Genomic DNA, 24,885 nt, shown 5'->3' on the forward strand with positions numbered 1-24,885 from the left:
ATCTTTTGATCTTCAGCCTTTCCAGGCCCCAACATTCACCAGATTCGCCGGCCGCTCCCCAGCCAACGCCGCCAACAGATTATCCACCGCACACCGGGCCATCGCCTCCCGCGTCTCATGCGTCGCCGACCCAATGTGCGGCGTCGCCACCACGTTGTTCAACTGCAACAACGGCGAGTCCTGCCCCAGCGGCTCCCGCTCGAACACATCCAGCCCCGCCGCGCGAATCCGCTTCTGCTGCAACGCCTCGATCAGCGCTGGCTCATCTACCACCTTGCCCCGGGAAATGTTGATGAAGATCGTCTCCGGACGCATCAGGGCGAATTGTTCAGCGCCGATCAACCCTTCGGTTTCAGCAGTCAGCGGCAACGTCAGGCAAACGAAATCGGCCTGCTGCAACAACTCGCTCAGGCTGCGGTATTGCGCGTTGAATCGCTGTTCCACCGCCGGTTTCGGCGAATGGCTGTGATACAGAACCGGCATCCCAAAACCGAAATGCCCGCGCTGCGCCAGCGCCTCACCAATGCGCCCCATGCCGATGATGCCCAGCGTCTTGCCATGCACATCGCTGCCGAAATGCGCCGGGCCAATGTTGCGGTTCCACTGGCCGGCGCGAACCATGTTGGCCAGTTCCACCACGCGCCGGGCGGTGGCCAGGATCAGCGCGAAACCTGTGTCGGCGGTGGTTTCGGTCAATACGTCAGGGGTGTTGCTGAGCAGGATTCGCCGTTCGGTCAGGTAGTCGATGTCGTAGTTGTCGACGCCGACGGACACGCTGGCAATGGCTTCCAGATTCGGCGCCAGATCCAATAATCCGGCGTCCAGTTTCAGACTGGCGCCGAGCAACCCGTGGGCGCAGGGCAGGGCCTGGCGCAGTTTTGCCAGACCCTCGGCGTCGAGGTTGTCGATCAGCGTCACCTCGGTCTGCTCATGCAAACGAGCCATCAGCAGCGGCGAGAGTTTCTTGTACAGCACAACCTGCTTTTTCATCGTCATCATCTCTACATCCAATCAAGAATGAGCCGCCACTGACCGGGGCACAGCGACCCGGTCACTGGTGCCGGGTTTGAGGAAAATTGTCAGCACCACCGACAGCAGCAGGGCGCCGCTCATCAGCAGATAAGACGCACCGGGCGATCCGGTGGAGCTATTCAGGTAACCCACCAGATAAGAACCACCAAACGAACCGAGTGCGCCCATGCTGTTGATCAACGCCATGGCGCCACCGGCGACGTTGGCCGGGAGGATTTCCGGGACGATGGCGAAAAACGGCCCGTAGGGGGCGTACATGCAGGCGCCGGCAATTACCAGCAGCGTGTAGGACCACCAGAAATGTTCCGCGCCCAAAGCGTAGGAGCCATAGAACGCAATCGAGGCGATCAGCAGCGGTGGCCAGACGAAGCGTTTGCGCTTCTGCAGTTTGTCCGAGCCCCAGGACACCAGCAGCATGCCGATCACTGCGGCGAGGTACGGCAACGACGACAGCCAACCGGCTTCGATCATGTCCATCTGCGCGCCGGCCTTGAGGATCGATGGCAGCCACAACACGAAACCGTAGACGCCAATGCTCCAGCAGAAAAACTGCAACGCAAGGATGATCACTTTCGGCGAGCGGAAGGCTTCGGCGTAGTTTTTCACCGCTTTGATGCCGACCTGTTCAGCGGCCAGGGCACTTTCCAGGTCCTGCTTTTCCTGGTCGCTCAGCCACTTGGCCTGAGCCGGACGATCATCGGCCAGCCGCCACCAGATAAACGCCCACAGCACCGCCGGCAGTCCTTCGATGATGAACATCCAGCGCCAGCTGAAATGCTGGATCAGGTAGCCCGAGACCACAGACATCCAGAGCATGGTCACCGGGTTGCCGAGGATCAGGAAGGTGTTGGCGCGCGAGCGTTCGGCGCGAGTGAACCAGTGGCACAGGTACACCAGCATCGCCGGCATCACCGCGGCTTCGACCACCCCGAGCATGAAGCGAATCACGATCAGCCAGTAGGCGTTGGAGACGATCCCGGTCAAGGTCGCCAGGCCACCCCAGAGGATCAGGCTGACGAAAATCAGTTTCTTCACGCTGTGCTTCTGGGCGTAGATCGCGCCAGGGATCTGGAAGAAGAAGTAACCGAGGAAGAACAGCGCGCCGAGCAGGGACGACAGCCCGGGGGTGATCATCAGGTCCGCAGCCATTCCAGAGGCGGCGGCAAATCCATAGTTGGCGCGGTCCAGATACGCCAGGCTGTAGGTGATGAAAACGATCGGCATGATGTACCACCAGCGGCGGGTGGCCAGTATTGCGGTTTTCATAGTGATGCTCCTGAGCTTGTTGTTTTTGTCGCAGCAGGTATCGGTTTTAAATCAGTTTTTTGCGGTGATTGTTATTGCCTCTTCGCGGGCAAGCCTCGCTCCTACAGGATTTGCGCGGATCCCTGTAGGAGCGAGGCTTGCCCGCGAACGGCGTCCTCAAATTCGGCGAACATTTCGACTCGGCTGGGCAACCCCTCCATATCCCCACGGCTCTGCACCGCGCGGCTTCCGATCCAGTTGGCACGCTGCACGGCGTGGGCAACGCTGTGGTTTTCCAGCAGGGCGCTGATCAGGCCGACGGCAAACCCGTCACCGGCACCTACCGTATCGACCACCGTCTCCACCGGCACGCCAGCAACGAAACCTTCATCCCGCCGGGTTCGGTAATACGCGCCGTGCGGCCCGAGCTTGATCGCCACAATGTCAGCACCCTGGTCGAGGTAAAACGCCGCAATGTCAGCGGGGTCTTCAAAACCGGTCAGCAAACGCCCTTCGCTCAAACCCGGCAGCACCCAATGGGCGAGGGCGGCGAGGCGGTTGATCTCGGTGATCATCTGTTGCTCGCTGGCCCATAGACTCGGGCGCAGGTTCGGGTCGAACGACACGCTGCGCCCGGCATTACGCATGCGAGTCATCAGCTCGAAGGACATTTCCCGGGCCGATGCCGACAAGGCCGGGGGAATGCCGGTGGCGTGCAAGTGCCGGGCATTGAGCAGTTGCGGCGCAATGGACTGCACCGACAAATGACTGGCCGCCGAGCCACGGCGGAAATACTCGACAACCGGATCGCTACCATCATCGGCGCGAGACTTGAGTTGAAAACCGGTGGGGTGCGCCGGGTCGACCTCGACATGACTGCAATCCAGGCCTTGTTTTTCCAGCGTATCGATGACGAACCTGCCGAGCGAGTCCGCGCCAACCCGGCTCAGCCAGGCGACGTTAAAACCCAACCGCGACAAGCCAATGGCGACATTGCTGTCGGCCCCGGCAATGCGCTTGTGGAACTGGCCGACGTCAGCCAGCTCGCCGTTCTGCTCGGCGACGAACATCGCCATGGTTTCACCGAACGACAGAATATCGATCTCAGACATGAGCAGACTCCAGGCGGGATTGACCGAGGCGGGCGAGGGCGGCGACATGCTCGCTGGTCAACTGCACCAGGTCATCGCCTTGCAGCGGATACTCCGCCGCGCGCATCACACCGTGATCCATGTGCTGCAGCAATTGGCCCCACAGATGCAGATCGCTGGCGGCCGGAGGCACCGCCACCAGTTTGCCGTCGGCCCGGCGCGCCACCGCTTTGCAGTGCACGTAGCCGACATGTCGACCGAGCAACCGCGCAGCGCTGGCGGCGGATTGGTCCTGCCATTGCCAGTTGCCGATATCGAAGGTCATTTTGATCGGCAGATGGTGTTGCTCGACGTCGGCGAAGAAGCACTGGAACGGTTCGATTCGGCCGCCGTGCAAGGTCTGGTCGTTCTCCACCAGCAGCTTCACCGGGCTCTGTTGCAACTGCAGCGCCAGTGTTTGCAGATCATTGTTGTCGGTGAAATAACCCAGGGAGACTTTCAGCCATTTGGCACCGAATGCCTTGGCGCGTTTCAGGGTCGAGAGCAGTTCCGGGTTGGGTGTCGACTGCCCGGCCAGCCACAATTCCATCGGCGAGGAATACACACTTTCGAGACCCCGGGATTGCGTGGCGTCAGCCAGTTGCGCGGGGTCTTCGAGGGTCAGCAGCTCTTCGCGCCATTCGATGTGCGTGGCATGGGCGGCGGCCAATATCTCGACAAAGCTACCTTGGCCGCGTTGGCGTACAAGGTCCGCGCCGTAGCTGGACAGGCTGATGGAAACGGGTGGTTTGTTCATTGTTATTCACCTCTGAAACCGGTTTCATTTTTGGTCAAAAAAAACTGACTGCTTTAAGGATGTGTTGTTCTTTCGGGCCTCTTCGCGGGCAAGCCCGCTCCCACAGGTTTTGTGAACGCCACAGATCCCTGTTATTTGGTCAAAAAAATATTCATGTGAGTTGTGGGGTGGTCTTTGGGGCTCCATCGCGGGCAAGCCCGCTCCCACAGGTTTTGTGAACACCCCAGATCCCTGTGGGAGCGGGCTTGCCCGCGAAGAGGCCCGAACATTCACCAAAGATTCCCCAGGGTCGACCCTCGAACAATCAGCCGCGCCGGAAAATCCAGGTTCCGCACCGGCCCATCATCCCCACGCAGTCGCTTGAACAAACATTCAAACGCACTCGCGCCAATCTCCGCCGTCGGCTGGGCGAGGGCGGTAATCCCGCTGCCCACCAACGGATACCAATCCAGATCATCGAGGGCAATCAGCCCGACATCCTCGAACAGGTTGCACTTCAATTCACGCAACGAATGGGTGCTGGCCAGCGCGGCGATACCGTTGGCACAAAACAGCGCTTTCGGGCCAGGGCCGGGAGTTTGCAGAAAGGCTTTCAAACGAGCGGTCAGATCGCCGCCAGTTTCAACCACCGCGCCCGAGAGCGCCGGACGCTGCTCGATCTGCGCCTTGAAACTGCTGACCCGCTCGATCCGCGAACTGGTGCCGTCATAAGGTTCGGTGACCATCAGCACATCGCGATAACCGCGTTCTTCAAGGTGGGCAACTGCCATCTCGACAGCGGCCGGATTATCCAGCCCCACCAGATCGCTCTCGAGCTGATCGACCTTGCGATCCACCAGCACCATGGGCATTTCCCGATGCAGTTCGCGCAGCTCATCGCGGTGATGGCCGAGGGTGTTCACGATCAAGCCTTCGATGTTGTACGAACGCAGCAACGCCAGGTGCTGACGCTCCTGCTCGTCATCGCGATCGGTGTTGCACACCACCAGGCTGTAGCCGTGCTGACGGCAAGCGGTTTCCACCCCGTGCATCACGGCAATCGAATAAGGGTTACGGATATCGGCCACCAACATGCCGATCAGACGGGTGCGCCCACGCTTCAGACCGCGAGCCATCTGGTTCGGGCGATAACCCAATTCGCTGATCGCCTGCTCGATGCGCTGGGCAATGGCATCGGAGAGCAGGGCACGGTCGTCGCCGATGAAACGCGAGACGCTGGCCTTGGAGACGCCGGCGTGTTCAGCGACGTCGAGCATGGTCACACGGCTGCGTTGGGCGGCGGAGAAGTCGTTCACGGTTTTTAACCTTGTTATTGGTGTTTGTGTAGATGGCTTTGAAACCGGTTTCAGAAGACACCATTCACAAAGAGCCGTCAAGTCAGAGGAACCTCAGTGCGTAGGAAAAAGCCGACGAACGGTGGCTTTACCTGTCAGATATGACAGTAGCCATGCGCTTCAACTCGGCGCTTAATTTTATTCAGCACCAGAGAATACTTTCACGAGGACTTGTGACATGGCGCCCAGTAAACCACTTACATTCGACGCGCCGAAAGTTACTGGTGTGGCTGATCCTGATGTGGATCCGGAGGGGTATATCCCACTTCCATTGCTGCTCACGGGCATTGATGTGGTAATCCCCTTGTGGGACGAACCGGCATCCAGACCGGGAGAACGGGACATTCTGACCGTTCGGTTTTTACAACCAGAACAGCCGCCGGTAAAAATAGAAAATACCTACGAGCCAGCGGATATGAAACCAGAATTCATTATCCATATCGGTCCGGAGTATCTGCGGAATAATGGGCAAGGTGAGTTGTGGTATGAACTTCTTGATACTGCTGATAATCCATCATTTTCAATTCGTCGGCGACTGACCATTGATCATACTCCTATTAAAGTCGATCTTGAGGAAGCCGCTTTTTCTCATGTAAACGCTTGGGGTTATCTAAATTGCGACACTGTTCCTCCACTATGGGACGGCGTCACAGTCAGTGTTCCAAAGCTCGCGGATTTTAATGTCGGAGATCGTTGCGAGGTGCTCTGGAAAGGCTACTCAAGTCTTAATGGCAGTGGTCCTGAACTCAGTGAGGCTAGAAAGAGCGTCATACGTCCAGCTTTAAGTGATCAAGATATCCGCGAAGGGTACTCCTTGGTTATCGAGCCTTACGGCACTCATATAAAACCGATGGTGAGCAATGCCTCTGCGACTATTGAGTACCGGGTATATCGCGGCATGAGGCTTGTAGGGATATCAAAGGTCGCATTGGTAAAAATAGACAGGATCAGACCTGGCGAAGAACTTCCGTGCGGGCCTTGAGTGAGCATGGAAATAAGTGGAGAAGGCAGAGGCGCACGAAGTGATTATTCCTGTCTGAATTCGTTGCGCTCTCAATTATAAATGTATGGAGACGGTTAAAATGAACGCAATAGTTGAACAGGCCATAGTGTCAAGAAGAGCAGTGCTTCAAGAAAAATACACCAGAGCAGGCGATGCCCTCGCGGATCCTCCCAAGCCGGTTACCTTCCCAGCACAAACATTGTTGCCCGACTTACGGATACCCATCGCTGACTTGCTGTCGCCCTTGAAGTACGTCGTTCCCCAGCCATTGCTAGAAGACGATGAAGATTTTCTACAACCTCAGATTCGTAAATTAGGAGATGCTACCTGGATAGATATTGCTCCCGGCCAATTTATTGAGTTGGGCCCAGTGGCTGACAGGGATTGGACAGTGCCGTTTGAGATTGCAGTAAGCTTCTTGATAGAGGCACTCACGCCTGAGCCCCCTACTGAATATGAAATGCGATACATCTATTGGGCTGGAGGAACGAACGACGGTATATCGGATAGAACTCTGTACACGATTGACCTGACATATCCCTACAAAGTGAAAAGTCCGGCATCGGACCGTACGCCGGGTGCACCAACGTGGCCTGCCGATCTGGGCCCGACCGTCCCGATCGATGAAGCTTATCTTGAAGGCAAGTCTGGGATCCTTGTAAAGCCTGCTACTTCTCCCACTTATCATGAGACTGATATTTACAAGTTCTACTGGGGGCCTGCACCTGATCCGGATCGTGACCCGCCAGTGTTTGAAGGCGCATTGAACACTTTAAGGGAGGCATTAATTCCTGCCGATGTATTTAAAAATGGGGATGAGGGTGCCAATCAGCTTATATACAGAGCGACAGACTTGCCGGGGAATGTGGGAAAGAGATCAAATTTCAGCCAGCGGAATGTAGTTTTTTTGCCTGACCCGGACCCTGACACGGTCTTGCCTCCAGTGCTTCCTTTGGCGAATGGTGAAAGTGGCGATGATCTGATCGATCTGGCTGACACTCAATTCGATGCAAGAGGTGTGCAAATCGACGTTATGGTACCGACGCCAAACGCGCCAGGTGACACAATCGTTGCTTACTTGGGAGGCAAACCTGTTGGTCCAGAGCAAAGAGTGGGAGCTGAAGTTAAATTAACATTTTTTGCGAGCTATGATCTTGTAAAAGAAGTTTATGGCAACACCGACGGGACGGTAATTATAAACGTTAGCTATAAAATGTTTCGAGGTGTCCGTGAGATAGCCACAAGTAATGTCGACATAAAGTTTGATATTTCATTCATTGGCCCTGATCCAATTCTTATCGGGTTGGAAGCGCCCAGTCTGACAACGACAAACGGTAGCACTGATGAAATATTGGAGTCGGACTTCGGCGACAATGGAATACAGATTCGTATTAAGATTTTTGATGCTCCTCCTACTGAAGAGGGCTGGCTGATTGATGTTTTCTATAATGATGTCAAGATCGGTTCACCTATTCCTTTGACAACAGGAGAGGAAGGCACCACGCTTTCTGTGCCACTGCCTTGGGCGACCGTGCTTGCCCAACAAAGTGGCACCAAAATCTTGCGTTACACATTGTATACGCCAACCGGTGTTAATCCGACACAGTCCCGTACCAAGGATATCGTTGTAGAAGAATTTCCAATTGAAATGGCTGCGCCGGAAGTATTAAAGCTTGCAGGTCCACTTAAAAGAATTGGTTGCACCACTTTGAACTTCCCTTCGGAGCTGGATCCAGGGGATGGGACTGCCAGGCGAAATCTATTGGTGCGCGTGCTTAAAAATCAATACACGGTTGATGGTGAAACAATTACTCTGAAATATTATGCATACACCACTGACCCGGCAGTGCCAATTCCTGATACAGATGCCGAAGCTACGTTCGAAATTTCTGGCACATATCCTGACGATGGCGCCCTCATTAGTATAGGTGACTACATGGAAGACTTCAGACCGGCACACGCTGCAAATGCCAGAATCACCTATACAATTTCGCGCGGAGGTGCAGGAAATAATCCAACACCTGAATCACTGGCTGCTGTTCATCGGTTGGATCTGGATAATAGTGAGGGCCAGTTCTGTGAAGAAGTGCATCCTCTTCCATAGATAAAGACTGGCTTGTAACAGTGCGACGGGAGAAAATACCCGTCGTACTGTTGTAATGCATTTGCATACGTTTCAAGAAAAACTCTGAAGGAATTTTCGCGTATTAAATTAGGATAAATCCTACAGAACTTTGTGAAATTCCCAGATAGCCTAGCGACCCTCAAATAGCTGGCCCGCTCATCTCCGAGAGTGCCCAGCGCTCGAGTTTTATTCAGGCAGGTGTCTACTATGCGAGGCAAATCTTCATTTATTTCCAGAAATTCAACCGGGTATACATTGCTGTGTCCTTCGTTGCTGGCGTGCTTCACTTCATTTGCAATCGCTGCGCCTGTCGTTGGGGGAAATGTAACTATTAATGGCGGCACACCAGAAAGTTGGGACCTTAGCCAGAGTGCAACGCTGACAGTCAATGGCGCGCAAACGCTCAGCATCACTTCCGACAATTCGACACTAAACGTAAACACCGGTGGCACTACTCAGCAGATTTCGGCCAGCAATGGCTCAAGCGTCAATCTGAGCGGGGCGACCGTTTCAGGCGTCGGCGGTCTCGCCGCTGTTCTGCTGAGCAACAGTGACGGCACTATCGACAACAGCACTATTACTGGTAATCGCGTAGGACTGCAGGCGGTTCGTAATATCGCTACTCCGACCGGCTCCAGGGTTACCGTGACAGGCAACAGCACCATTAGTGGTGTGACGGGGGGCGCCCTGGTCAGTGCCCATAGCACTCTGGACGTCACCGATTCAACCATCCAAGGCACCGGTGCCTCGAGTTACGGGCTTCGGTTGCGCAGTGGGCAGGCCGCCGCCAGAAACAGCACAATCGTTGGTGGGCAAAACGGTGTACTCATCGATCTTGACCCGAATGACGTTCAACCCACCGTACTTGTCGTTGAAAACACGACCGTTCAGGGGAACACCGGTTCGGCGATCCTGGTTGACTTTGCCAATGCCGCGACCTCGACAGCGACCATCTCCCTGAACAATTCCCGCTTGCTGGCGGGCAACGATACTCTGTTGGATGTGAGGGGTGGTGCCAATACCTCCATGACCGTTAATGGCAGTACGTTGACGGGTAACATCGTTACCGAGCAAGGCAGCACCACCCACCTGACTTTACAGAGTAATTCGGTCTTGACCGGTCGCCTTGAAAATGTGACCAGCACCACCATCAATGACAGTTCCAAATGGGTACTGGTGGATGACAGCCAAGTCCAGAGTCTTATTCTAAACAACGGCGGTTCAGTGGTTTTCGGCGCTGATAACGCATTCTATCAATTGAACGTAAATAACCTTTCAGGCAATGGCCGCTTCGTAATGGGCACAGATTTCGCTACGGGCCAGACAGATTTACTGAATGTCACAGGGACCGCCACTGGCAACCATGAATTGTTGATTGCCAGTAGCGGCGTAGATCCGGCCGCCGGCCAGCCTATTCGCGTGGTTCAAACCACGGGTGGCGATGCACAGTTTTCTCTGGTCAACGGCGCGGTCGATCTTGGGGCGTTTTCCTACGGGCTGGCAAAAAGTGGCAATGACTGGATTCTCGATCCGAGCACCCGCACGGTCAGCCCAGGCACACGTTCGGTACTCGCGCTATTCAACACCGCATCGACCGTGTGGTTAGGCGAGTTGACGTCGTTGCGCACCCGCATGGGGGAGTTGCGATTCAATGGCGGTAAAGCGGGCGCCTAGGGCCGCACCTACGGTAACAAGTACAACATTGCCGATGGCTCTGGCGTCGGGTACCAGCAAACCCAACAAGGTTTCACCCTGGGCGCAGATGCGCCGCTGCCTGTCGGAGACGGCCAATGGCTGGTGGGTGTGATGGCCGGTCACAGTAAATCCGACCTTGACCTGAACGCTGGCACCTCAGGGAGTGTGGACAGTTACTACCTGGGCACTTACGCCACCTGGCTCGATCCCCAGACCGGTTATTATTTCGACGGCGTGTTGAAGGCAAACCGTTTTCGCAATGAAGCGAAAGTTGGTTTGAGCGATGGGGGCCGGGCCAAGGGCGACTATGACAACTCAGGGCTGGGAGGCTCCATCGAGTTCGGACGCCATATCAGCTTCGCCAATGGCAACTTCCTTGAGCCCTTCACCCAATGGTCTGCGGTGGTCATTCAAGGCAAGGACTTTTCCCTGGACAACGATTTGCAGGCTGAAGGGGATCGTACGCGTTCCTTTATCGGAAAGGTGGGGGCTACCGCAGGGCGAAATATTGCACTGGAGCATGGGCGTGTATTGCAGCCTTACCTGCGCGCCGCGTGGGCTCATGAGTTCGCGAAGAGCAATGAAGTTCAGGTTAACAATAATGTCTTTAATAACGATCTGTCCGGTTCTCGGGCTGAGTTGGGTGCCGGGGTGGCTGTCTCGATGACGTCAAATTTCCACATGCACGCGGATTTTGACTACAGTAACGGCCGGAATTTTGAGCAGCCTTTTGGTGTCAACGTTGGCTTTCGTTATAAGTGGTAAATAATTCTGTTGGATGATTATTAAAAAGGAAGCCTAGGCTTCCTTTTTAATGTTTGGATCAAACGGTTATGCAGCTAGACTCGACATGGTGATGTTGCCCTTTGCCGAAAAGACCACATCCATAGTCAACTCTTTAAGAACATCATCGTCCCGATTTTCAACGATGACGCTCTTCAAATCGCCGGAAAAAATGCCGGTGGAGTCGTCATATTCCAGCTCGGCTGTTCCCTCGCGTTGGGTATAAATAACAGGCTTGGCTGGGTCGCTATTGTCAGCGAAGGTCAGTCGTACGCGATGTGAATTCGGCACCAGGTCGTAGGTGTCATTGGCAAGGCCCTTGGAAAAAGAGAGGGTGAGTTCTTTTGTCGTGTAATCCGGTTCCGAGTCGCGTTGCCGGGCAAACATGACGTAAGCCTCGCCATGAGGTAGCGGGAAAAGGCGCTCCGAGAGTTCCACCAGACCTGCGTTAAATGCTTCTGCGTTGTTTATCATCCCGGTACAGGTACCGGCGTTAACTGCTTGTCTTTTTCTTTGCGTGATCATGTTCATCAATACGGTCTCCATAGTCATGACAAGATATCCCGCTATTAAAGATAACTTCCGGGATGATGTATCAAACCGCTAATGGACCTGCCCTGTAAACTGTCAGACTTAGCAGTTTACAGGGCGCCATTAATGTGATTTTTATCTGGGGTATCGGTGACGCCGATCAGATGGCTGTCATGCCTGTGCGGGGGGAGTGCCTGGAAGGTTTGCAGGGGGAAGGGCAAAACCGTCACCCTGAGGCTGACGGTTTATCGATGCGATGGACATCAGGGCTTGGGAACGTTGTCTTTAATACTGAACTCACCGTTTACCAGAATCTCCTTCCCGTCCTCGTTGAAATACGCAATCAACGTACCCTCGGCATGGCCTGTTCCGGGCAGCGATTTGAACGAGAGGCTACCCCTGATGGCTTGCAAGAACCCGCCGTGGTGTGGCCTGAAGTAAGTGACCCAAACGTCATTGTTGTCCTTTAACTGGTGCTCTTTCCCCTCCACGTTTGTTTTGATAAATAGCGCGATATGGGATTGGGTTGGCGGAACCTTATTGTCCATATTCATGCGGCCGACGATCTCCCAGTAACCGACTGGATCAAAGGGGATCTCTTTACGTTCGATGCCCACTGTATCGGCATTGAAGGGGCCCCACTCCTGGCTGGCGGCCTGGAAGGTTCCGCTACCGGTGAGCGAACTACTGTGCTTTACGCCGTCGGTGATCCCCGTCAAATCGAACTGACCGGCACTGATCTCGATCGTAGGGGAGCCAGCCCTGGATTCGAACTGAAAATCACCTTCCATTTGGGCCGTTTTCCAGTTGTAACTCATTTTGAGTTGGCCGGACGCTGATCCCCATTGACTTCCGCCTTCAGGCGAAAATTGTTCGTAGTTTGCCCGGGCTTGAGTGTTCAATTCCGGATTCATCACTAATGACAAGTCAAACTCCGATCCATCATCGGGAATGCTGGCGGGTAAATACATTGAAATGTATCGCCAATTACCATCGGGCAGGTCCATACGTGCCTTGACATAAAACCGCTGAGGGTACTTCACGATGGCGAAGTCACTCGATCCTTCGAAACGTTCGTCGAAGTAGTCAATGCTGGCCGACATGGTGCCGGTTGTCTGGCGGGGAATTTTGCTGTCCATCACTCTGTGCTCCTTGGCCCTTTAGCCGTCTGGCAATCCACTGAAACCAGTGGAAAACCACAGCGTATGAGCTATGAGCAACCAACGTAACTGTCAGAGTTGATAGGGGTAACCGGCCGCTTTGAAGCTTGCGCACAATCAGTTTCAGCCAAACAACCCCGCCGCAATATTGATCGAAAACCCCAAAATCGCCGTATTGAACACAAACCCGATCAACGACTGCGCCAGCACGATCTTGCGCAACTCCCGCGTGGCGACGCCCACATCGGCCGTCTGCACCGCCACGCCGATGGTGAACGAGAAATACAGAAAGTCCCAGTAATTGGGGGGGGTCAACTCTTCGGCAAAACGCAACGCCGGTTCCTTTCCGTTCCAGGTGTAATACAGCCGGGCATAGTGCACGCTGAAAATCACCCCGATCAGCAACCATGAGCCGATCACGGTCAGCGCGGTGAAACCGTAGCGCAGCAGTTTCCGGGTGGTTTCCAGGTCCCTGCTGCCGGCGAGGTCGAAGGTGATGGTGCCGAGGCTGGCCAGTGCGGCGATGCACACCAGTAGCAACACCAGGCCGGCGTTTTCATCTTCGACCTCGGCAATGCGTTTGACGTCCGGGGCCTTGGTCCGCATGGTGAGCCAGAGCATCAGCACCAGATAGGTCCAGACCCCGGCGTTCCAGCCGATGAGGATTTTGCCGAGGATCGAATCGGCCGGAGCCAGAATACCTACCGCGACGCCGAGTGTGGCAGCGGCGGACAGGCGAGGGTGGGTGCGGGCGAGGAGGTTCGATGTGTCGGTTTTTTTTCAAACACGATAGCCCCAACGCCGTCCATTATGACCACAACGATAAGGCCGATAATTCCCTGCAGGAGCGAGCGATGCGGCGATCCGACTTGTCCGGTCAGTCAATATCTCTGTTTGTCTTGATCAACTAATTCCAGCCACTTCGATAGGTGCAAAAAATGCATCTATCGAGGTGTCCGGTGGCTGGCGGTTGTTGATGCGATAGACATCAGGACTGAGCGACTTCGTCCTTGATGTCAAACTCGCCCTTTACCTCGACAGGTTCCTCCTCACCTTGCTGGAAGAACCCAGCTAACTTCCCCTTCGCATGGCCGTTGCCGGGCAACGAGGTGAAACTGAGGGTACCCTTGACAGATAGATGGCCGCCACCGTGATCTGGCCTGAAGTAATGGACCCATACGTCATCGTTTTTCTCCAAGTCGTGTTCATAACCGGGTATGTCCTTTTTGATAAACAGCATGATATGGGATGGGAGCCCTGGAAACCCATCGTCCCTATCCATTCGCCCGATGACTTCCCAATAACCGACGGGATCCCCAGGCAGCTCTTTAGATTCGATGCTCACCTGATCGGCAATGAACTTGCCCCAGGCACTGTCGGCGGTGAATGAGCCGCTGTCGGTTCGCTGGTTGTTCTCCCTGACTCCGGCGGTTATGCCAGTCAAATCAAAGTTGCCATTGGTCACGGTCACCTCGATCTCGTCCGCGCCAAACACGCCTTCATACCAGAAGGATCCATGCATTCGGGCGGTTGCCCCGTCGTAGCGTATTCTCAGTTCCCCGGATCGCGACCCCAATTGGATTCCAAAATCTGGGGTAAACCGGTCGTAGTTTGCCCGTGCCTCAATGTTCGGTTCCGGATTCATTTTTAACTGCAAGACAATTTCTGACCCATCATTCGCAATATTCGCCGGTATCCACATTGAAAGGTATCTCCACTCGCCATTGGGCAAGTCCATACGTGCATAGAGAAAAAAACGGTCGGGATACTCTACGATGGCGAAGTCACTCCCTCCGACGAACTCTTCGTCGTAGTAGCTGATGGTCGCTGACATTGTTCCGGTGGATTGGCGGGGCTTTTTGACGTCCATTACTGTGCTCCCTGGCTGTTGAGCCATTGGTCCATTCACCGGGCTGGATATCCGGCGGGAGTCTCAGCATAAGGATTAGGGAAAGCCGGCGTAACTGTCAGAGTTGACAGGTGTATCAGCCAAACAATCCCGCCGCAATATTGATCGAAAACCCTAAAATAGCCGTATTAAACACAAACCCGATCAACGACTGCGCCAGCACGATCTTGCGCAACTCCCGCGTGGCGACGCCCACATCGGCCGTCTGCACGGCCACGCCGATGGTGAACGAGAAGTACAGAAAGTCCCAGTAATTGGGGGTTTTCAACTCTTCGGCAAAACGCAGTGCTGGTTCCTTTCCGTTCCAGGTGTAATACAGCCGGGCATAGTGCACGCTGAAAATCACCCCGATCAGCAGCCATGAGCCGATCACGGTCAATGCGGTGAAACCGTAGCGCAGCAGTTTGCGGGTGGTTTCCAGGTCCCTGCTGCCGGCGAGTTCGAAGGTGATCGTGCCGAGGCTGGCCAGTGCCGCGATGCACACCAGCAGCAACACCAGACCGGCGTTTTCATCTTCGACCTCGGCGATGCGTTTGACGTCTGGGGCCTTGGCCCGCATGGTCAACCAGAGCATCAGCACCAGATAGGTCCAGACCCCGGCGTTCCAGCCGATGAGGATTTTGCCGAGGATCGAATCGGCCGGAGCCAGAATGCCTACCGCGACGCCGAGTGTGGCAGCGGCGGACAGGCGAGGGTGGGTGCGGGCGAGTAGGGGCATGGAAGTTCACTTTGACGGCGCGTCTCTGCACCATAGCGCACGCGACACCGCTTTTGTAGGAGCTGCCGAAGGCTGCGATCTTTTGATCTTGATCTTTAAAAGCAAAGTCAAAAGATCGCAGCCTTCGGCAGCTCCTACAGGTGGAATCAGTGCTGCTTGGTGGATTTACGCACCAGTTTCATCACCACCACAAAGAACACCGGTACGAACACCACTGCCAGGGTCGCGGTGATCATCCCGCCGATCACCCCGGTGCCGATGGCTTGCTGGCTCGCCGAGCTGGCCCCGGTGGCAATTGCCAGCGGTACTACGCCAAGAATGAATGCCAGCGAGGTCATGACGATTGGGCGAAGTCGCAGTCGTGCGGCTTGCAGGGTGGCGTCGATCAGGTCATGGCCTTCGTCGTACAGGCTTTTGGCGAACTCGATGATCAGGATTGCGTTCTTCGCCGACAGGCCAATGATGGTAATCAGCCCGACCTTGAAGAACACATCGTTGGGCATCCCCCGCAGGGTCACGGCCAGTACTGCACCGAGTACACCCAGCGGCACCACCAATAGCACCGACGTCGGAATCGACCAACTCTCGTACAGCGCCGCCAGGCACAGGAACACGATCAGCAGCGACAGCCCGAGCAGAATCGGTGCCTGGCTGCCGGACAAGCGTTCCTGCAACGACAACCCGGTCCATTCCTGACCCAACCCGGCCGGGCCTTGCGCCACCAGCCGTTCGATTTCCGCCATGGCTTCGCCGGTGCTGTAACCCGCCGCCGGTTCGCCGGAAATGCTGATGGCCGGGTAACCGTTGTAACGGGTCAACTGCGCCGGACCCTGAGTCCAGTTGGCCCGGACGAAGGCCGACAGCGGCACCATTTTCCCTGCGTTGTTACGCACGTGAATCTTCAGTAGATCATCGACCTGACTGCGTTGATCGCCTTCGGCCTGGACCACCACCCGTTGCATCCGTCCCTGGTTGGGGAAGTCGTTGATGTAGGCCGACCCGACCGCCGTGGACAGCACGTTGCCGATGTCGGCAAACGAAATGCCCAAGGCGTTGGCTTGCTTGCGGTCGACTTCCAGTTGCACCTGCGGCGCTTCGGCGAGGGCGCTTTCGCGCACGTTCATCAAGACCGGGCTCTTCTCGGCGGCGGCCAGTAATTGGCTGCGCGCCTGCATCAGCGTGGCATGGCCGAGACCGCCACGGTCTTGCAGGCGGAACTCGAAACCGCTGGACGTGCCGAGGCCATCAACCGGCGGCGGCAACACCGCAAAGGCCATGGCGTCCTTGATCTGACTTAGCGCGATGTTGGCGCGGTCGGCAATCGAACTCGCTGAGTCATCGCTACCCCGATCCGACCAATCCTTGAGCGTGGTGAACGCCAGCGCGGCGTTCTGTCCACTGCCGGAGAAGCTGAAACCGAGAATCACCGTGCTGTCGCCGACGCCCGGTTCGGTGGCGTTGTGCGCTTCGATCTGTTCGACCACCTGCACCGTGCGATTCTTGCTCGCGCCCGGTGGCAGTTGAATGTCGGTGATGGTGTAACCCTGGTCTTCCACCGGCAGAAACGAGGAGGGCAGACGACTGAAGCACAACCCCAGACCGATCAGCAGCACGCCGTAGATCAGCAGGTAACGGCCGGTGCGTTTCAACGCATACGCGACCCAGCCCTGATAGCGCTCGGTGAGTTGTTCGAAGCGTCGGTTGAACCAGCCGAAGAAACCACCCTTGGCGTGATGCTCGCCCTTGGCAATCGGCTTGAGCAGCGTCGCGCACAGCGCCGGGGTCAAGGTCAGGGCGAGAAATGCCGAGAACAGGATCGAGGTGGCCATCGACAGCGAGAACTGCCGGTAAATCACCCCGACCGAGCCCTGCATGAACGCCATCGGAATGAACACTGCCACCAGCACCAGGGTGATGCCGATGATCGCCCCGGTGATCTGCTTCATCGCCTTGCGGGTCGCGTCCTTGGGCGACAGGCCCTCGGTGGCCATGATCCGCTCGACGTTCTCCACCACCACAATCGCGTCGTCCACCAGAATGCCGATGGCCAGCACCATGCCGAACATGGTCAGCACGTTGATCGAGAAGCCCAGCGCGAGCATGGTTGCAAACGTGCCCATCAACGCCACCGGCACCACCAGCGTCGGAATCAGCGTGTAGCGGATGTTCTGCAGGAACAGGAACATCACCGCAAACACCAACACCATTGCCTCGACGAGGGTGTAGACCACTTTGGTGATCGAGACTTTGACGAAGGGCGAGGTGTCGTACGGAATCTTGTACTCGACGCCAGCCGGGAAGTAGCGCGCCAGTTCGTCCATTTTCGCCCGAACCAGCGTCGCGGTGCTCAGGGCATTGGCGCCCGGCGACAGCTGCACGCTGACGGCGGTCGATGGTTTGCCGTTCAGGCGCGTGGAAAACTGATATTCCTGACTGCCGATCTCGACCCGCGCCACATCGCCGATGCGCACGGTGGAGCCGTCAGGATTGGCCTTGAGCACGATGTCGGCGAATTCTTCAGGCGTCGATAGCTGACCTTTGACCAGAATGGTCGCGGTGATTTCCTGCGTGGTACGGGTCGGCAAGTCGCCGATGCTGCCCGCGGAAACCTGAGCATTCTGCGCAACGATGGCGGCGTTGACATCGGCCGGGGTCAGGTTGAAGCCAAGCAGTTTCTGCGGATCGATCCAGATCCGCATCGCCCGTTCGGCACCGTACAACTGCGCCTTGCCGACGCCGTCCAGACGCTTGATCTCGTTCATCACGTTGCGCGCGAGGTAATCGCTGAGCGCCACGTCGTCGAGCTTGCCGTCACTGGAGGTGAGAGTGATCAGCAGCAGGAAACCGGCGGAGACTTTCTCCACCTGCAAACCCTGCTGAGTCACCGCTTGCGGCAAGCGCGACTCGACAACCTTGAGGCGGTTTTGCACATCGACCTGCGCCATTTCCGGGTCAGTGCCTGGCTGGAACGTGGCGGTGATGGTGGCGCTGCCGAGGCTGCTCTGGGATTCGAAGTACAGCAAATGGTCGGCGCCGTTGAGCTCTTCCTCGATCAGGCTGACCACACTTTCGTCCACGGTCTGCGCCGAAGCGCCCGGGTAGGTGGCGAAAATTTCGACTTTCGGTGGCGCGACGTTGGGATACTGCGCCACCGGCAACTGCGGGATGGCCAGCGCACCGGCCAGCAGGATGAACAGGGCGACCACCCAGGCAAACACCGGGCGGTCGATAAAGAACTGCGGCATAAAAAAGCGTCCTGCTTACTGACCAGAAACCTGGGCAAGTGGAAGAGGGGTGTCATCTATCTGGACTTTTTCACCGGGGCGCGCATGTTGCAGGCCTTCAGTGACGATGCGGTCGCCGGGCTTGAGACCGTGGGTGACGATCCAGCGATCGTTCTGCACGGCGCCCAGTTCTACCGGTTGCTGGCCTACGCGCTGCTCGGCGTCGAGCAGCAGCACTTGGGCGATACCGGCGCTGTCACGCTGGATGGCCCGTTGCGGCACGCTGATGCCTTGCTGAATGAACGCTTGCTCCAGACGCACGCGAACGAAGCTGCCCGGCAGCAAGTCGAGATCCGGGTTGGGAAACTCGCTGCGTAGAATGATCTGGCCGGTGCCCGGGTCGACGGTGATATCGGTGAACAGCAACTTGCCCGGCAGCGGGTAGAGGCTGCCATCGTCCTGAATCAACGTGGCTTTGGCCTGACCTTGGCCCACTTCCTTTAACTGGCCGGAACGGAACGCGCGGCGCAGGTCGTTGAGTTCACGGGTCGATTGCGTCAAGTCCGCGTGGATCGGGTTCAACTGCTGAATCAGTGCCAGCGGCGTGGTTTCGTTCTGCCCGACCAGCGCGCCTTCAGTCACCAGCGCTCGGCCGATGCGCCCGGAAATCGGCGCCGTGACGGTGGCGTAACCCAGGTTCAGTTTCGCCCGCTCCACGGCGGCTTTGTTGGCGGCGACATCGGCGGCGGTCTGCCGGGCATTGGCGCGGGCGTTGTCGTAATCCTGACCGCTGATGGCGTTGCCTTCGATCAATTGGGCGTAACGCTGCTCTTGCAGTCTGGCCTGGAACGCATTGGCCTCGGCCTTGCGCAATGCGGCTTCGGCGCTGTCCAGGTCGGCCTTGAACGGCGCCGGGTCGATACGGAACAAAACGTCGCCTTTTTTTACGTCGCTGCCTTCACGGTAGGCCTGCTGCAACACCACGCCGGCGACTCGGGCACGGACTTCAGCGATGCGTGGCGCGACAATCCGCCCGCTCAGTTCGCTGCTGATCGACAGCGGCCGCGCTTCAATGGTTTCGATCCGCACGGTGGCCAGCGGCGCCTGTTCTTCGGCGGTCGAGGACTGGTCACAGGCGCTCAGCGTCAACGCCAATGCAATCAGGCTGAGCCGGGCAAGCAGATTCTTTGACATGTAAATACCCCAATAATGACCTCCCGTATCCTACGGGGGGCCGACGAGGGTAGCGGTGAAGCTTTGTAGGCGCTGTGTGAAATTGTGTAAGGGTTTTGCTCATGGGCGCGTGAGGGCGTATATCCTTGGCGCCTTGAAATTTATTGCGACAGATGTACCGCTATCGCGGGCAAGCCCGCTCCCACAGTGGTCGGTGATGTTCACAAAATCTGTGTCCACATCAAATCCCTGTGGGAGCGGGCTTGCCCGCGATGACGATCTATCCGGCGCCACTGCACTTTCTGGAAACACCCCATGCCCAACATCCTCCTGGTCGAAGACGACACCGCGCTCTCCGAACTGATTGCCAGCTACCTGGAACGCAACGGCTATTGCGTCAGCGTGATCAGCCGTGGCGACCATGTGCGCGAACGGGCGCGGGTCAATCCACCGGACCTGGTGATCCTCGATCTGATGCTGCCGGGGCTCGACGGTTTGCAAGTCTGCCGCTTGCTGCGCGCCGATTCGGCGACTTTGCCGATCCTGATGCTCACCGCCCGCGACGACAGCCACGATCAGGTGCTGGGGCTGGAGATGGGCGCCGACGACTACGTCACCAAACCTTGCGAACCACGCGTCTTGTTGGCCCGGGTGCGGACTTTGCTGCGCCGCAGCAGCCTCAGCGAACCGATGACCGCCAACGACCGCATTCTCATGGGCAATCTGTGCATCGACCTGTCCGAGCGCACCGTGACCTGGCGCGAGCAACTGGTCGAGTTGTCCAGCGGCGAATACAACTTACTGGTGGTGCTGGCCCGGCATGCCGGCGAAGTACTGAGCCGCGACCAGATTCTGCAACGCTTGCGCGGTATCGAATTCAACGGCACCGACCGCTCGGTGGACGTGGCCATCTCCAAGCTGCGACGCAAGTTCGACGACCACGCCGGCGAAGCGCGCAAGATCAAAACCGTATGGGGCAAGGGTTACCTGTTCAGCCGCTCCGAGTGGGAATGCTGAGTCGATGTTCAGAATCCTGTTTCGCCTCTACCTGGTAACCATTGTCTCGTTCAGCGCGGCGATCTACCTGGTGCCGGACCTGGTGATCCAGGTCTTTCATGAGCGCTTCGTAACCTACAACCTCGATTACTCCCGAGGTTTGCAAACGCTGATTGCCAAGCAGTTTCGCGCCGTGACTTCAGAGCAGTGGCCGGCACTGGCCGCCGAGATGGACAAGGAGTTCCAGCCGCTGAACATTGTGCTGGCCCGCAACGACGACGCCGAATTTACCCTGGATGAACGTGCGCGCTTGCAGCGCGGGGAAAACGTCGTGCGCATCGGTGACTGGGGCTGGCGTACTCTGGCGGTGGCACCATTGAACGAGCAGATGGTGGTGAAAATGGTCGTGCCGCCGGACCCGACGGACGTCAGTTGGTTGTACTGGAGCATCAACGTACTGATCGGCGCGACCATGCTCGCCTGTCTGTTGCTGTGGTTGCGACCGCACTGGCGCGACCTGGAACGCCTCAAAGGCACCGCCGAGCGCTTCGGCAAGGGCCACTTGAGCGAGCGCACGCAGATTTCCCCCAGTTCCAACATCGGCAGCCTGGCCCACGTGTTCGACACCATGGCCGGCGACATCGAAAACCTGCTCAACCAGCAACGCGATCTGCTCAACGCCGTGTCCCACGAACTGCGTACGCCACTGACGCGGCTGGATTTCGGCTTGGCGCTGGCGCTGTCCGACGACTTGCCGGCTACCAGCCGCGAACGTCTGCAAGGCTTGGTCGCGCACATTCGCGAACTGGATGAGCTGGTGCTGGAATTGCTGTCTTACAGCCGATTGCAAAACCCGGCGCGGCTGCCGGAACAGGTCGATGTGTCGCTGGATGAGTTCATCGACAGCATCCTCGGCAGTGTCGACGAAGAACTGGAATCCCCGGAAATCGTTATCGACGTGCTGCTTCACGGCCAGCTGGAACGCTTCTCGCTGGACCCGCGATTGACCGCCCGGGCGATCCAGAACCTGCTGCGTAACGCCATGCGTTATTGCGAAAAACGGATTCAGATCGGTGTGCAGGTGTGCGCCAAGGGCTGTGAGATCTGGGTGGATGACGATGGCATCGGTATTCCGGAGGAAGAGCGGGAGCGGATTTTCGAGCCGTTTTATCGGCTGGATCGTAGTCGGGATCGCGCCACTGGCGGATTCGGGTTAGGCCTGGCGATCAGCCGTCGAGCGCTGGAAGCACAGGGTGGCACACTTACCGCGCAAGCTTCACCGCTGGGTGGGGCGCGGTTCAGGTTGTGGTTGCCGACGCCGGCCTGAATCCTCACGCGATACGGCAAAGTGTCAAGATCAGACCCTTCACCGGGTAAACTCGTACTCTTCCTACATGCTTGCCCATTGCGGCTTTGCAACAATCCCTGCTTTCATAAAGCAATCTTCGGGAGCAAGGATGACGCGTTACAAAACGCTCGTGCGTGGAGTGATCGGAAGCTGTCTGTGTCTTGTCAGCATTTGGGTGGTCAGCGAATGCGCCAGAGAGCAACAACCCGAACGGGGCATCACATGGTTGCCGATGTGCGAGGACTTGCCCGCCGGAGGGCTGGACTCCGAAGTCGTGGCGAGGACGCAGTGCGGCATTGTCACCGTGCCGCTGGATCACTTGAATCCCGACCTCGGCAGCCTCCAACTGGAAATCACCCGTGTTACCGCCCGACAACCGCAAGCACGCGAAGGCGCCATCTTCACTAACCCTGGCGGGCCGGGATCCAACGGCAACGATACCTTCACGGTGTTACTGGCTTCAGTCTGGAAGGGGTACATCGACAAACCCGAAGGCGAGCCCTACAGGCACCTGACCAATGCCTATGACCTGATCGGCATTACGCCGCGGGGGCAGAGCCGCGCGAGGGACTCGCAACTGAGATGTCAGTCCGAAGAACTGATCGTCACCCAGGGTGACATCAGCGAAGACCGCAGCCCTACCAATCTTGCGGCCCTGCACCACAACATCGGTGTACTCGCACGCGGTTGCGCGAGCCAAAGGCTGGCGCCCTATATCAACACGGAACAAACCGCGCGGGACATGGAGTTTGTCCGCATTGAGCTGAACGAAAACAAACTCCATTATTTTGGCAATTCCTACGGCACCTGGCTGGGTGCCTGGTACGCAGGCCTGTTCCCGAAACAGGTTGGCCGAATGATGCTGGACTCCAACATGGACTGGACATCAACCTTCCAGAACGCAAGTTTGAGTATTGCGCCGCAGAAGGAGCGAATCTTCAACCATTTCGTCGCTGAGCACGCCGCCAACAATCCGCAGACTTATCGCCTGGGGAGCACACCGAAAGACGTACGCGAGGTGTTTTTGAACCTACTGCCCGCGGTTCGAACAGCGCTGCGCTCCGACAGCCAGTATTACAGCTCTCCTGAGCACCTGATGGCGGCGCAAACCCTCAGTGACTGGTTGAACATCATGCCCGACGCCGACGAGGCCGAACTGGAGATGCGGGCGCAAGCGCATCGCTTCAGTCCGGATGAAGAGGTCGATCATTTTGCCAGGCAAGCCTTCAATGATGTGCTGTTCATCACGCGCCAGCCCGTTCTGTGGAATGGTCTCGCGCCGGGCAAATTGAACCTGTCTGCTGCCGACTCTGTTCGCAGCACTGTGTTGTGCAATGATTCCCCCTCTGCGAATGCCGCATTCTGGCAACGCAAGGAGGACATCTACGCAACGAAATACCCGATAGCAGGCAACTTCTTTCTGGCCAGACATTGTGCTGAGTGGAAGGGCGGACATCCGCCTGCAGCGCCTTTTCGCAACGTCGCGCAGGCGGACAGCATTGTGATGGTTCAGGCTGAGTTCGACGACCAGACACCGCGAGCCGAGGCGTTCAATGCGTTTGCCCGTTTCTCCAACACCCATATGGTTCTGCTCAAGGGCGCCTACGGCCATGGCGTATCTTTTGCCGACCTCAGTGCCTGCGTAAACCGGTATGTCGGCGAATACCTGGCGTACGGCCGCAAACCCGAACGTCTCACGCTCTGCGAACCGGATGATTGAATCCGTCGGGCTGAAAACATCCAGGGTGAGTCGCCAATCCTGCCTCCGTGATGTGACTGAAGACATGTAGGGGGCCGCTTCGCGACCCAACGGGGGCAAGCCCCCTCGCCACAGGGGATCACTAGCCGCAGGAGCCGAGTATTTCGGTTGATGGAATCAACCCGACCCCAGCCACTTGCATCCGGTCAATGGCTGCCGCCAGCGATCCATCCAGATCAATCGCCCGACACGCATCCATCACCACAAACGCATTGAACCCCGCCGCCCGCGCGTCCAGCGCAGAGAACATCACGCAGAAATCCAGTGCCAGCCCGACCATGTAAACCGTGTCGATGCCGCGCTCTTTAAGGTATCCGGCCAAGCCTGTGGTCGTGGTTCGATCCGCTTCCAGAAACGCCGAATAACTGTCGATGTCCGGATTGCAGCCCTTGCGGATGATCAATTGGGCGTGGGGCAGGTCCAGTTCCGCGTGGAACTCGGCGCCAGGTGTGGCTCGCACACAATGCTCAGGCCAGAGCGTCTGCTCGCCGTAAGGCAACTGGATCACGTCGTAAGGTTTGCGACCGGGGTGGCTGGATGCGAACGAGGCATGGCCAGGCGGGTGCCAGTCCTGGGCGATGATGACCTGTTTGAACTGCCGGCCGAGTCGGTTGATCAAGGGCACGATCAGGTCGCCCTCCGGCACCGGTAATTGACCGCCGGGGATGAAGTCGTTCTGTACGTCGATAACCAGCAGGGCTGCACGTGAAGAAATTGGCATGGGTGGGGTTCCTCCTTGGAAAGTCAGGTGCAAGCATAGTGACAACTTTGCTCGCGTGCTAAGTCGGATTTATTAAATGGCTGCGTTTGTGACAGTGAGGGGCAGTTGGATCGGCGGTGTGGCCTTCGCGGGCAAGCCTCGCTCCTACAGGTTATGTGTCGGTCGCACGTTATGTATCCGACACCATTCCCCTGTAGGAGCGAGGCTTGCCCGCGAAGAGGCCGGTCCAGACGCTAAAGAAG

18 protein-coding genes and 1 pseudogene are annotated in these 24,885 nt (G+C 57.2%); 6 read left to right on the forward strand and 13 right to left on the reverse strand.

The genetic code is table 11. The features are described 5' to 3' along the window. Positions 1-12: 12 nt before the first annotated feature. The 5 genes from TU81_RS03030 to TU81_RS03050 form a co-directional block, all read right to left on the reverse strand. Entirely contained in the window at positions 13-990 is a 978-nt protein-coding gene (locus TU81_RS03030) for a 2-hydroxyacid dehydrogenase (RefSeq protein ID WP_048393650.1), read from the reverse strand. Between the two features lie 21 nt (positions 991-1,011). Further along, positions 1,012-2,298, reverse strand: a complete 1,287-nt coding sequence (locus tag TU81_RS03035) for an MFS transporter (protein WP_048393299.1) — start codon at positions 2,296-2,298, stop codon at positions 1,012-1,014. Between the two features lie 101 nt (positions 2,299-2,399). Continuing rightward, on the reverse strand, positions 2,400-3,389 hold the full coding sequence (locus tag TU81_RS03040) for a sugar kinase (protein WP_048393301.1): 990 nt from the start codon (positions 3,387-3,389) through the stop codon (positions 2,400-2,402). Continuing rightward, on the reverse strand, positions 3,382-4,164 hold the full coding sequence (locus tag TU81_RS03045) for a sugar phosphate isomerase/epimerase family protein (protein ID WP_048393303.1): 783 nt from the start codon (positions 4,162-4,164) through the stop codon (positions 3,382-3,384). The genes TU81_RS03040 and TU81_RS03045 overlap by 8 nt, the downstream gene beginning before the upstream one ends. A 269-nt stretch (positions 4,165-4,433) precedes the next feature. Next, a complete protein-coding gene (locus TU81_RS03050) occupies positions 4,434-5,459 on the reverse strand; it encodes a LacI family DNA-binding transcriptional regulator (protein WP_048393304.1) in 1,026 nt (341 codons plus the stop codon). Positions 5,460-5,676: 217 nt separating this feature from the next. Here TU81_RS03050 and TU81_RS03055 point away from each other — a divergent pair, with 217 nt between their 5' ends. The 3 genes and pseudogenes from TU81_RS03055 (at position 5,677) to TU81_RS03065 (ending at position 11,086) form a co-directional block, all read left to right on the forward strand. Continuing rightward, complete coding sequence (locus tag TU81_RS03055) at positions 5,677-6,480, forward strand: hypothetical protein (RefSeq protein ID WP_048393306.1); 804 nt, start codon at positions 5,677-5,679, stop codon at positions 6,478-6,480. A 100-nt stretch (positions 6,481-6,580) separates the two neighbouring features. Then, positions 6,581-8,605, forward strand: a complete 2,025-nt coding sequence (locus TU81_RS03060; protein ID WP_048393310.1) for a hypothetical protein — start codon at positions 6,581-6,583, stop codon at positions 8,603-8,605. Between the two features lie 228 nt (positions 8,606-8,833). Further along, positions 8,834-11,086: pseudogene (locus TU81_RS03065) on the forward strand (autotransporter outer membrane beta-barrel domain-containing protein). Between the two features lie 66 nt (positions 11,087-11,152). On the opposite strand, the gene TU81_RS03070 reads toward TU81_RS03065, so the two are convergent. The 7 genes from TU81_RS03070 to TU81_RS03100 all read right to left on the reverse strand — a co-directional run bounded on the left by TU81_RS03070 (position 11,153) and on the right by TU81_RS03100 (position 19,840). After that, positions 11,153-11,635: a hypothetical protein gene (locus TU81_RS03070; protein WP_083377339.1), complete on the reverse strand. Its 483-nt coding sequence runs from the start codon at positions 11,633-11,635 to the stop codon at positions 11,153-11,155. A 263-nt stretch (positions 11,636-11,898) separates the two neighbouring features. Further along, on the reverse strand, positions 11,899-12,774 hold the full coding sequence (locus tag TU81_RS03075) for a hypothetical protein (RefSeq protein WP_048393312.1): 876 nt from the start codon (positions 12,772-12,774) through the stop codon (positions 11,899-11,901). Positions 12,775-12,918: 144 nt separating this feature from the next. Continuing rightward, positions 12,919-13,530, reverse strand: a complete 612-nt coding sequence (locus TU81_RS03080; RefSeq protein WP_048393314.1) for a DUF1345 domain-containing protein — start codon at positions 13,528-13,530, stop codon at positions 12,919-12,921. 253 nt (positions 13,531-13,783) lie between these two features. Continuing rightward, positions 13,784-14,665, reverse strand: coding sequence for a hypothetical protein (locus TU81_RS03085; protein ID WP_048393317.1), 882 nt, complete (start codon positions 14,663-14,665; stop codon positions 13,784-13,786). Positions 14,666-14,780: 115 nt separating this feature from the next. Beyond that, positions 14,781-15,422 carry a DUF1345 domain-containing protein gene (locus TU81_RS03090; protein ID WP_048393319.1) on the reverse strand — a complete coding sequence of 214 codons (642 nt, stop codon included), beginning with the start codon at positions 15,420-15,422 and terminating at the stop codon, positions 14,781-14,783. 146 nt (positions 15,423-15,568) lie between these two features. Then, the gene (locus TU81_RS03095) at positions 15,569-18,667 is read right to left on the reverse strand and encodes an efflux RND transporter permease subunit (protein WP_048393321.1); all 3,099 of its coding nucleotides are present in this window, start codon (positions 18,665-18,667) and stop codon (positions 15,569-15,571) included. Between the two features lie 15 nt (positions 18,668-18,682). Then, entirely contained in the window at positions 18,683-19,840 is a 1,158-nt protein-coding gene (locus TU81_RS03100) for an efflux RND transporter periplasmic adaptor subunit (RefSeq protein ID WP_038983223.1), read from the reverse strand. A 294-nt stretch (positions 19,841-20,134) separates the two neighbouring features. Between TU81_RS03100 and TU81_RS03105 the strand changes: the two genes are divergently transcribed. From TU81_RS03105 to TU81_RS03115, 3 genes are all read left to right on the forward strand, one after another. After that, entirely contained in the window at positions 20,135-20,836 is a 702-nt protein-coding gene (locus TU81_RS03105) for a response regulator transcription factor (RefSeq protein ID WP_008012908.1), read from the forward strand. Positions 20,837-20,840: 4 nt separating this feature from the next. Further along, positions 20,841-22,142, forward strand: a complete 1,302-nt coding sequence (locus TU81_RS03110; protein ID WP_038983224.1) for an ATP-binding protein — start codon at positions 20,841-20,843, stop codon at positions 22,140-22,142. A 67-nt stretch (positions 22,143-22,209) separates the two neighbouring features. Further along, positions 22,210-23,883 (forward strand): alpha/beta fold hydrolase, encoded by a 1,674-nt coding sequence (locus TU81_RS03115; protein ID WP_170287824.1) that lies wholly within the window; start codon positions 22,210-22,212, stop codon positions 23,881-23,883. Between the two features lie 121 nt (positions 23,884-24,004). Here TU81_RS03115 and pncA read toward each other — a convergent pair whose 3' ends face one another. Continuing rightward, entirely contained in the window at positions 24,005-24,643 is a 639-nt protein-coding gene (gene pncA / locus TU81_RS03120; protein ID WP_048393323.1) for a bifunctional nicotinamidase/pyrazinamidase, read from the reverse strand. Positions 24,644-24,885 lie beyond the last annotated feature (242 nt).

Origin of the sequence: Pseudomonas lini (assembly GCF_001042905.1) — a bacterium.
Classification (GTDB): Bacteria; Pseudomonadota; Gammaproteobacteria; order Pseudomonadales; family Pseudomonadaceae; genus Aquipseudomonas; species Aquipseudomonas lini.

Coding starts and splice junctions, on each gene's coding strand:
- TU81_RS03030 (WP_048393650.1), bottom strand. CDS start 990: ATGAAAAAGCAGGTTGTGCTGTACAAGAAACTCTCGCCGCTGCTGATG.
- TU81_RS03035 (WP_048393299.1), bottom strand. CDS start 2,298: ATGAAAACCGCAATACTGGCCACCCGCCGCTGGTGGTACATCATGCCG.
- TU81_RS03040 (WP_048393301.1), bottom strand. CDS start 3,389: ATGTCTGAGATCGATATTCTGTCGTTCGGTGAAACCATGGCGATGTTC.
- TU81_RS03045 (WP_048393303.1), bottom strand. CDS start 4,164: ATGAACAAACCACCCGTTTCCATCAGCCTGTCCAGCTACGGCGCGGAC.
- TU81_RS03055 (WP_048393306.1), top strand. CDS start 5,677: ATGGCGCCCAGTAAACCACTTACATTCGACGCGCCGAAAGTTACTGGT.
- TU81_RS03060 (WP_048393310.1), top strand. CDS start 6,581: ATGAACGCAATAGTTGAACAGGCCATAGTGTCAAGAAGAGCAGTGCTT.
- TU81_RS03070 (WP_083377339.1), bottom strand. CDS start 11,635: ATGAACATGATCACGCAAAGAAAAAGACAAGCAGTTAACGCCGGTACC.
- TU81_RS03075 (WP_048393312.1), bottom strand. CDS start 12,774: ATGGACAGCAAAATTCCCCGCCAGACAACCGGCACCATGTCGGCCAGC.
- TU81_RS03085 (WP_048393317.1), bottom strand. CDS start 14,665: ATGGACGTCAAAAAGCCCCGCCAATCCACCGGAACAATGTCAGCGACC.
- TU81_RS03090 (WP_048393319.1), bottom strand. CDS start 15,422: ATGCCCCTACTCGCCCGCACCCACCCTCGCCTGTCCGCCGCTGCCACA.
- TU81_RS03095 (WP_048393321.1), bottom strand. CDS start 18,667: ATGCCGCAGTTCTTTATCGACCGCCCGGTGTTTGCCTGGGTGGTCGCC.
- TU81_RS03100 (WP_038983223.1), bottom strand. CDS start 19,840: ATGTCAAAGAATCTGCTTGCCCGGCTCAGCCTGATTGCATTGGCGTTG.
- TU81_RS03105 (WP_008012908.1), top strand. CDS start 20,135: ATGCCCAACATCCTCCTGGTCGAAGACGACACCGCGCTCTCCGAACTG.
- TU81_RS03110 (WP_038983224.1), top strand. CDS start 20,841: ATGTTCAGAATCCTGTTTCGCCTCTACCTGGTAACCATTGTCTCGTTC.
- TU81_RS03115 (WP_170287824.1), top strand. CDS start 22,210: ATGCTTGCCCATTGCGGCTTTGCAACAATCCCTGCTTTCATAAAGCAA.
- pncA (WP_048393323.1), bottom strand. CDS start 24,643: ATGCCAATTTCTTCACGTGCAGCCCTGCTGGTTATCGACGTACAGAAC.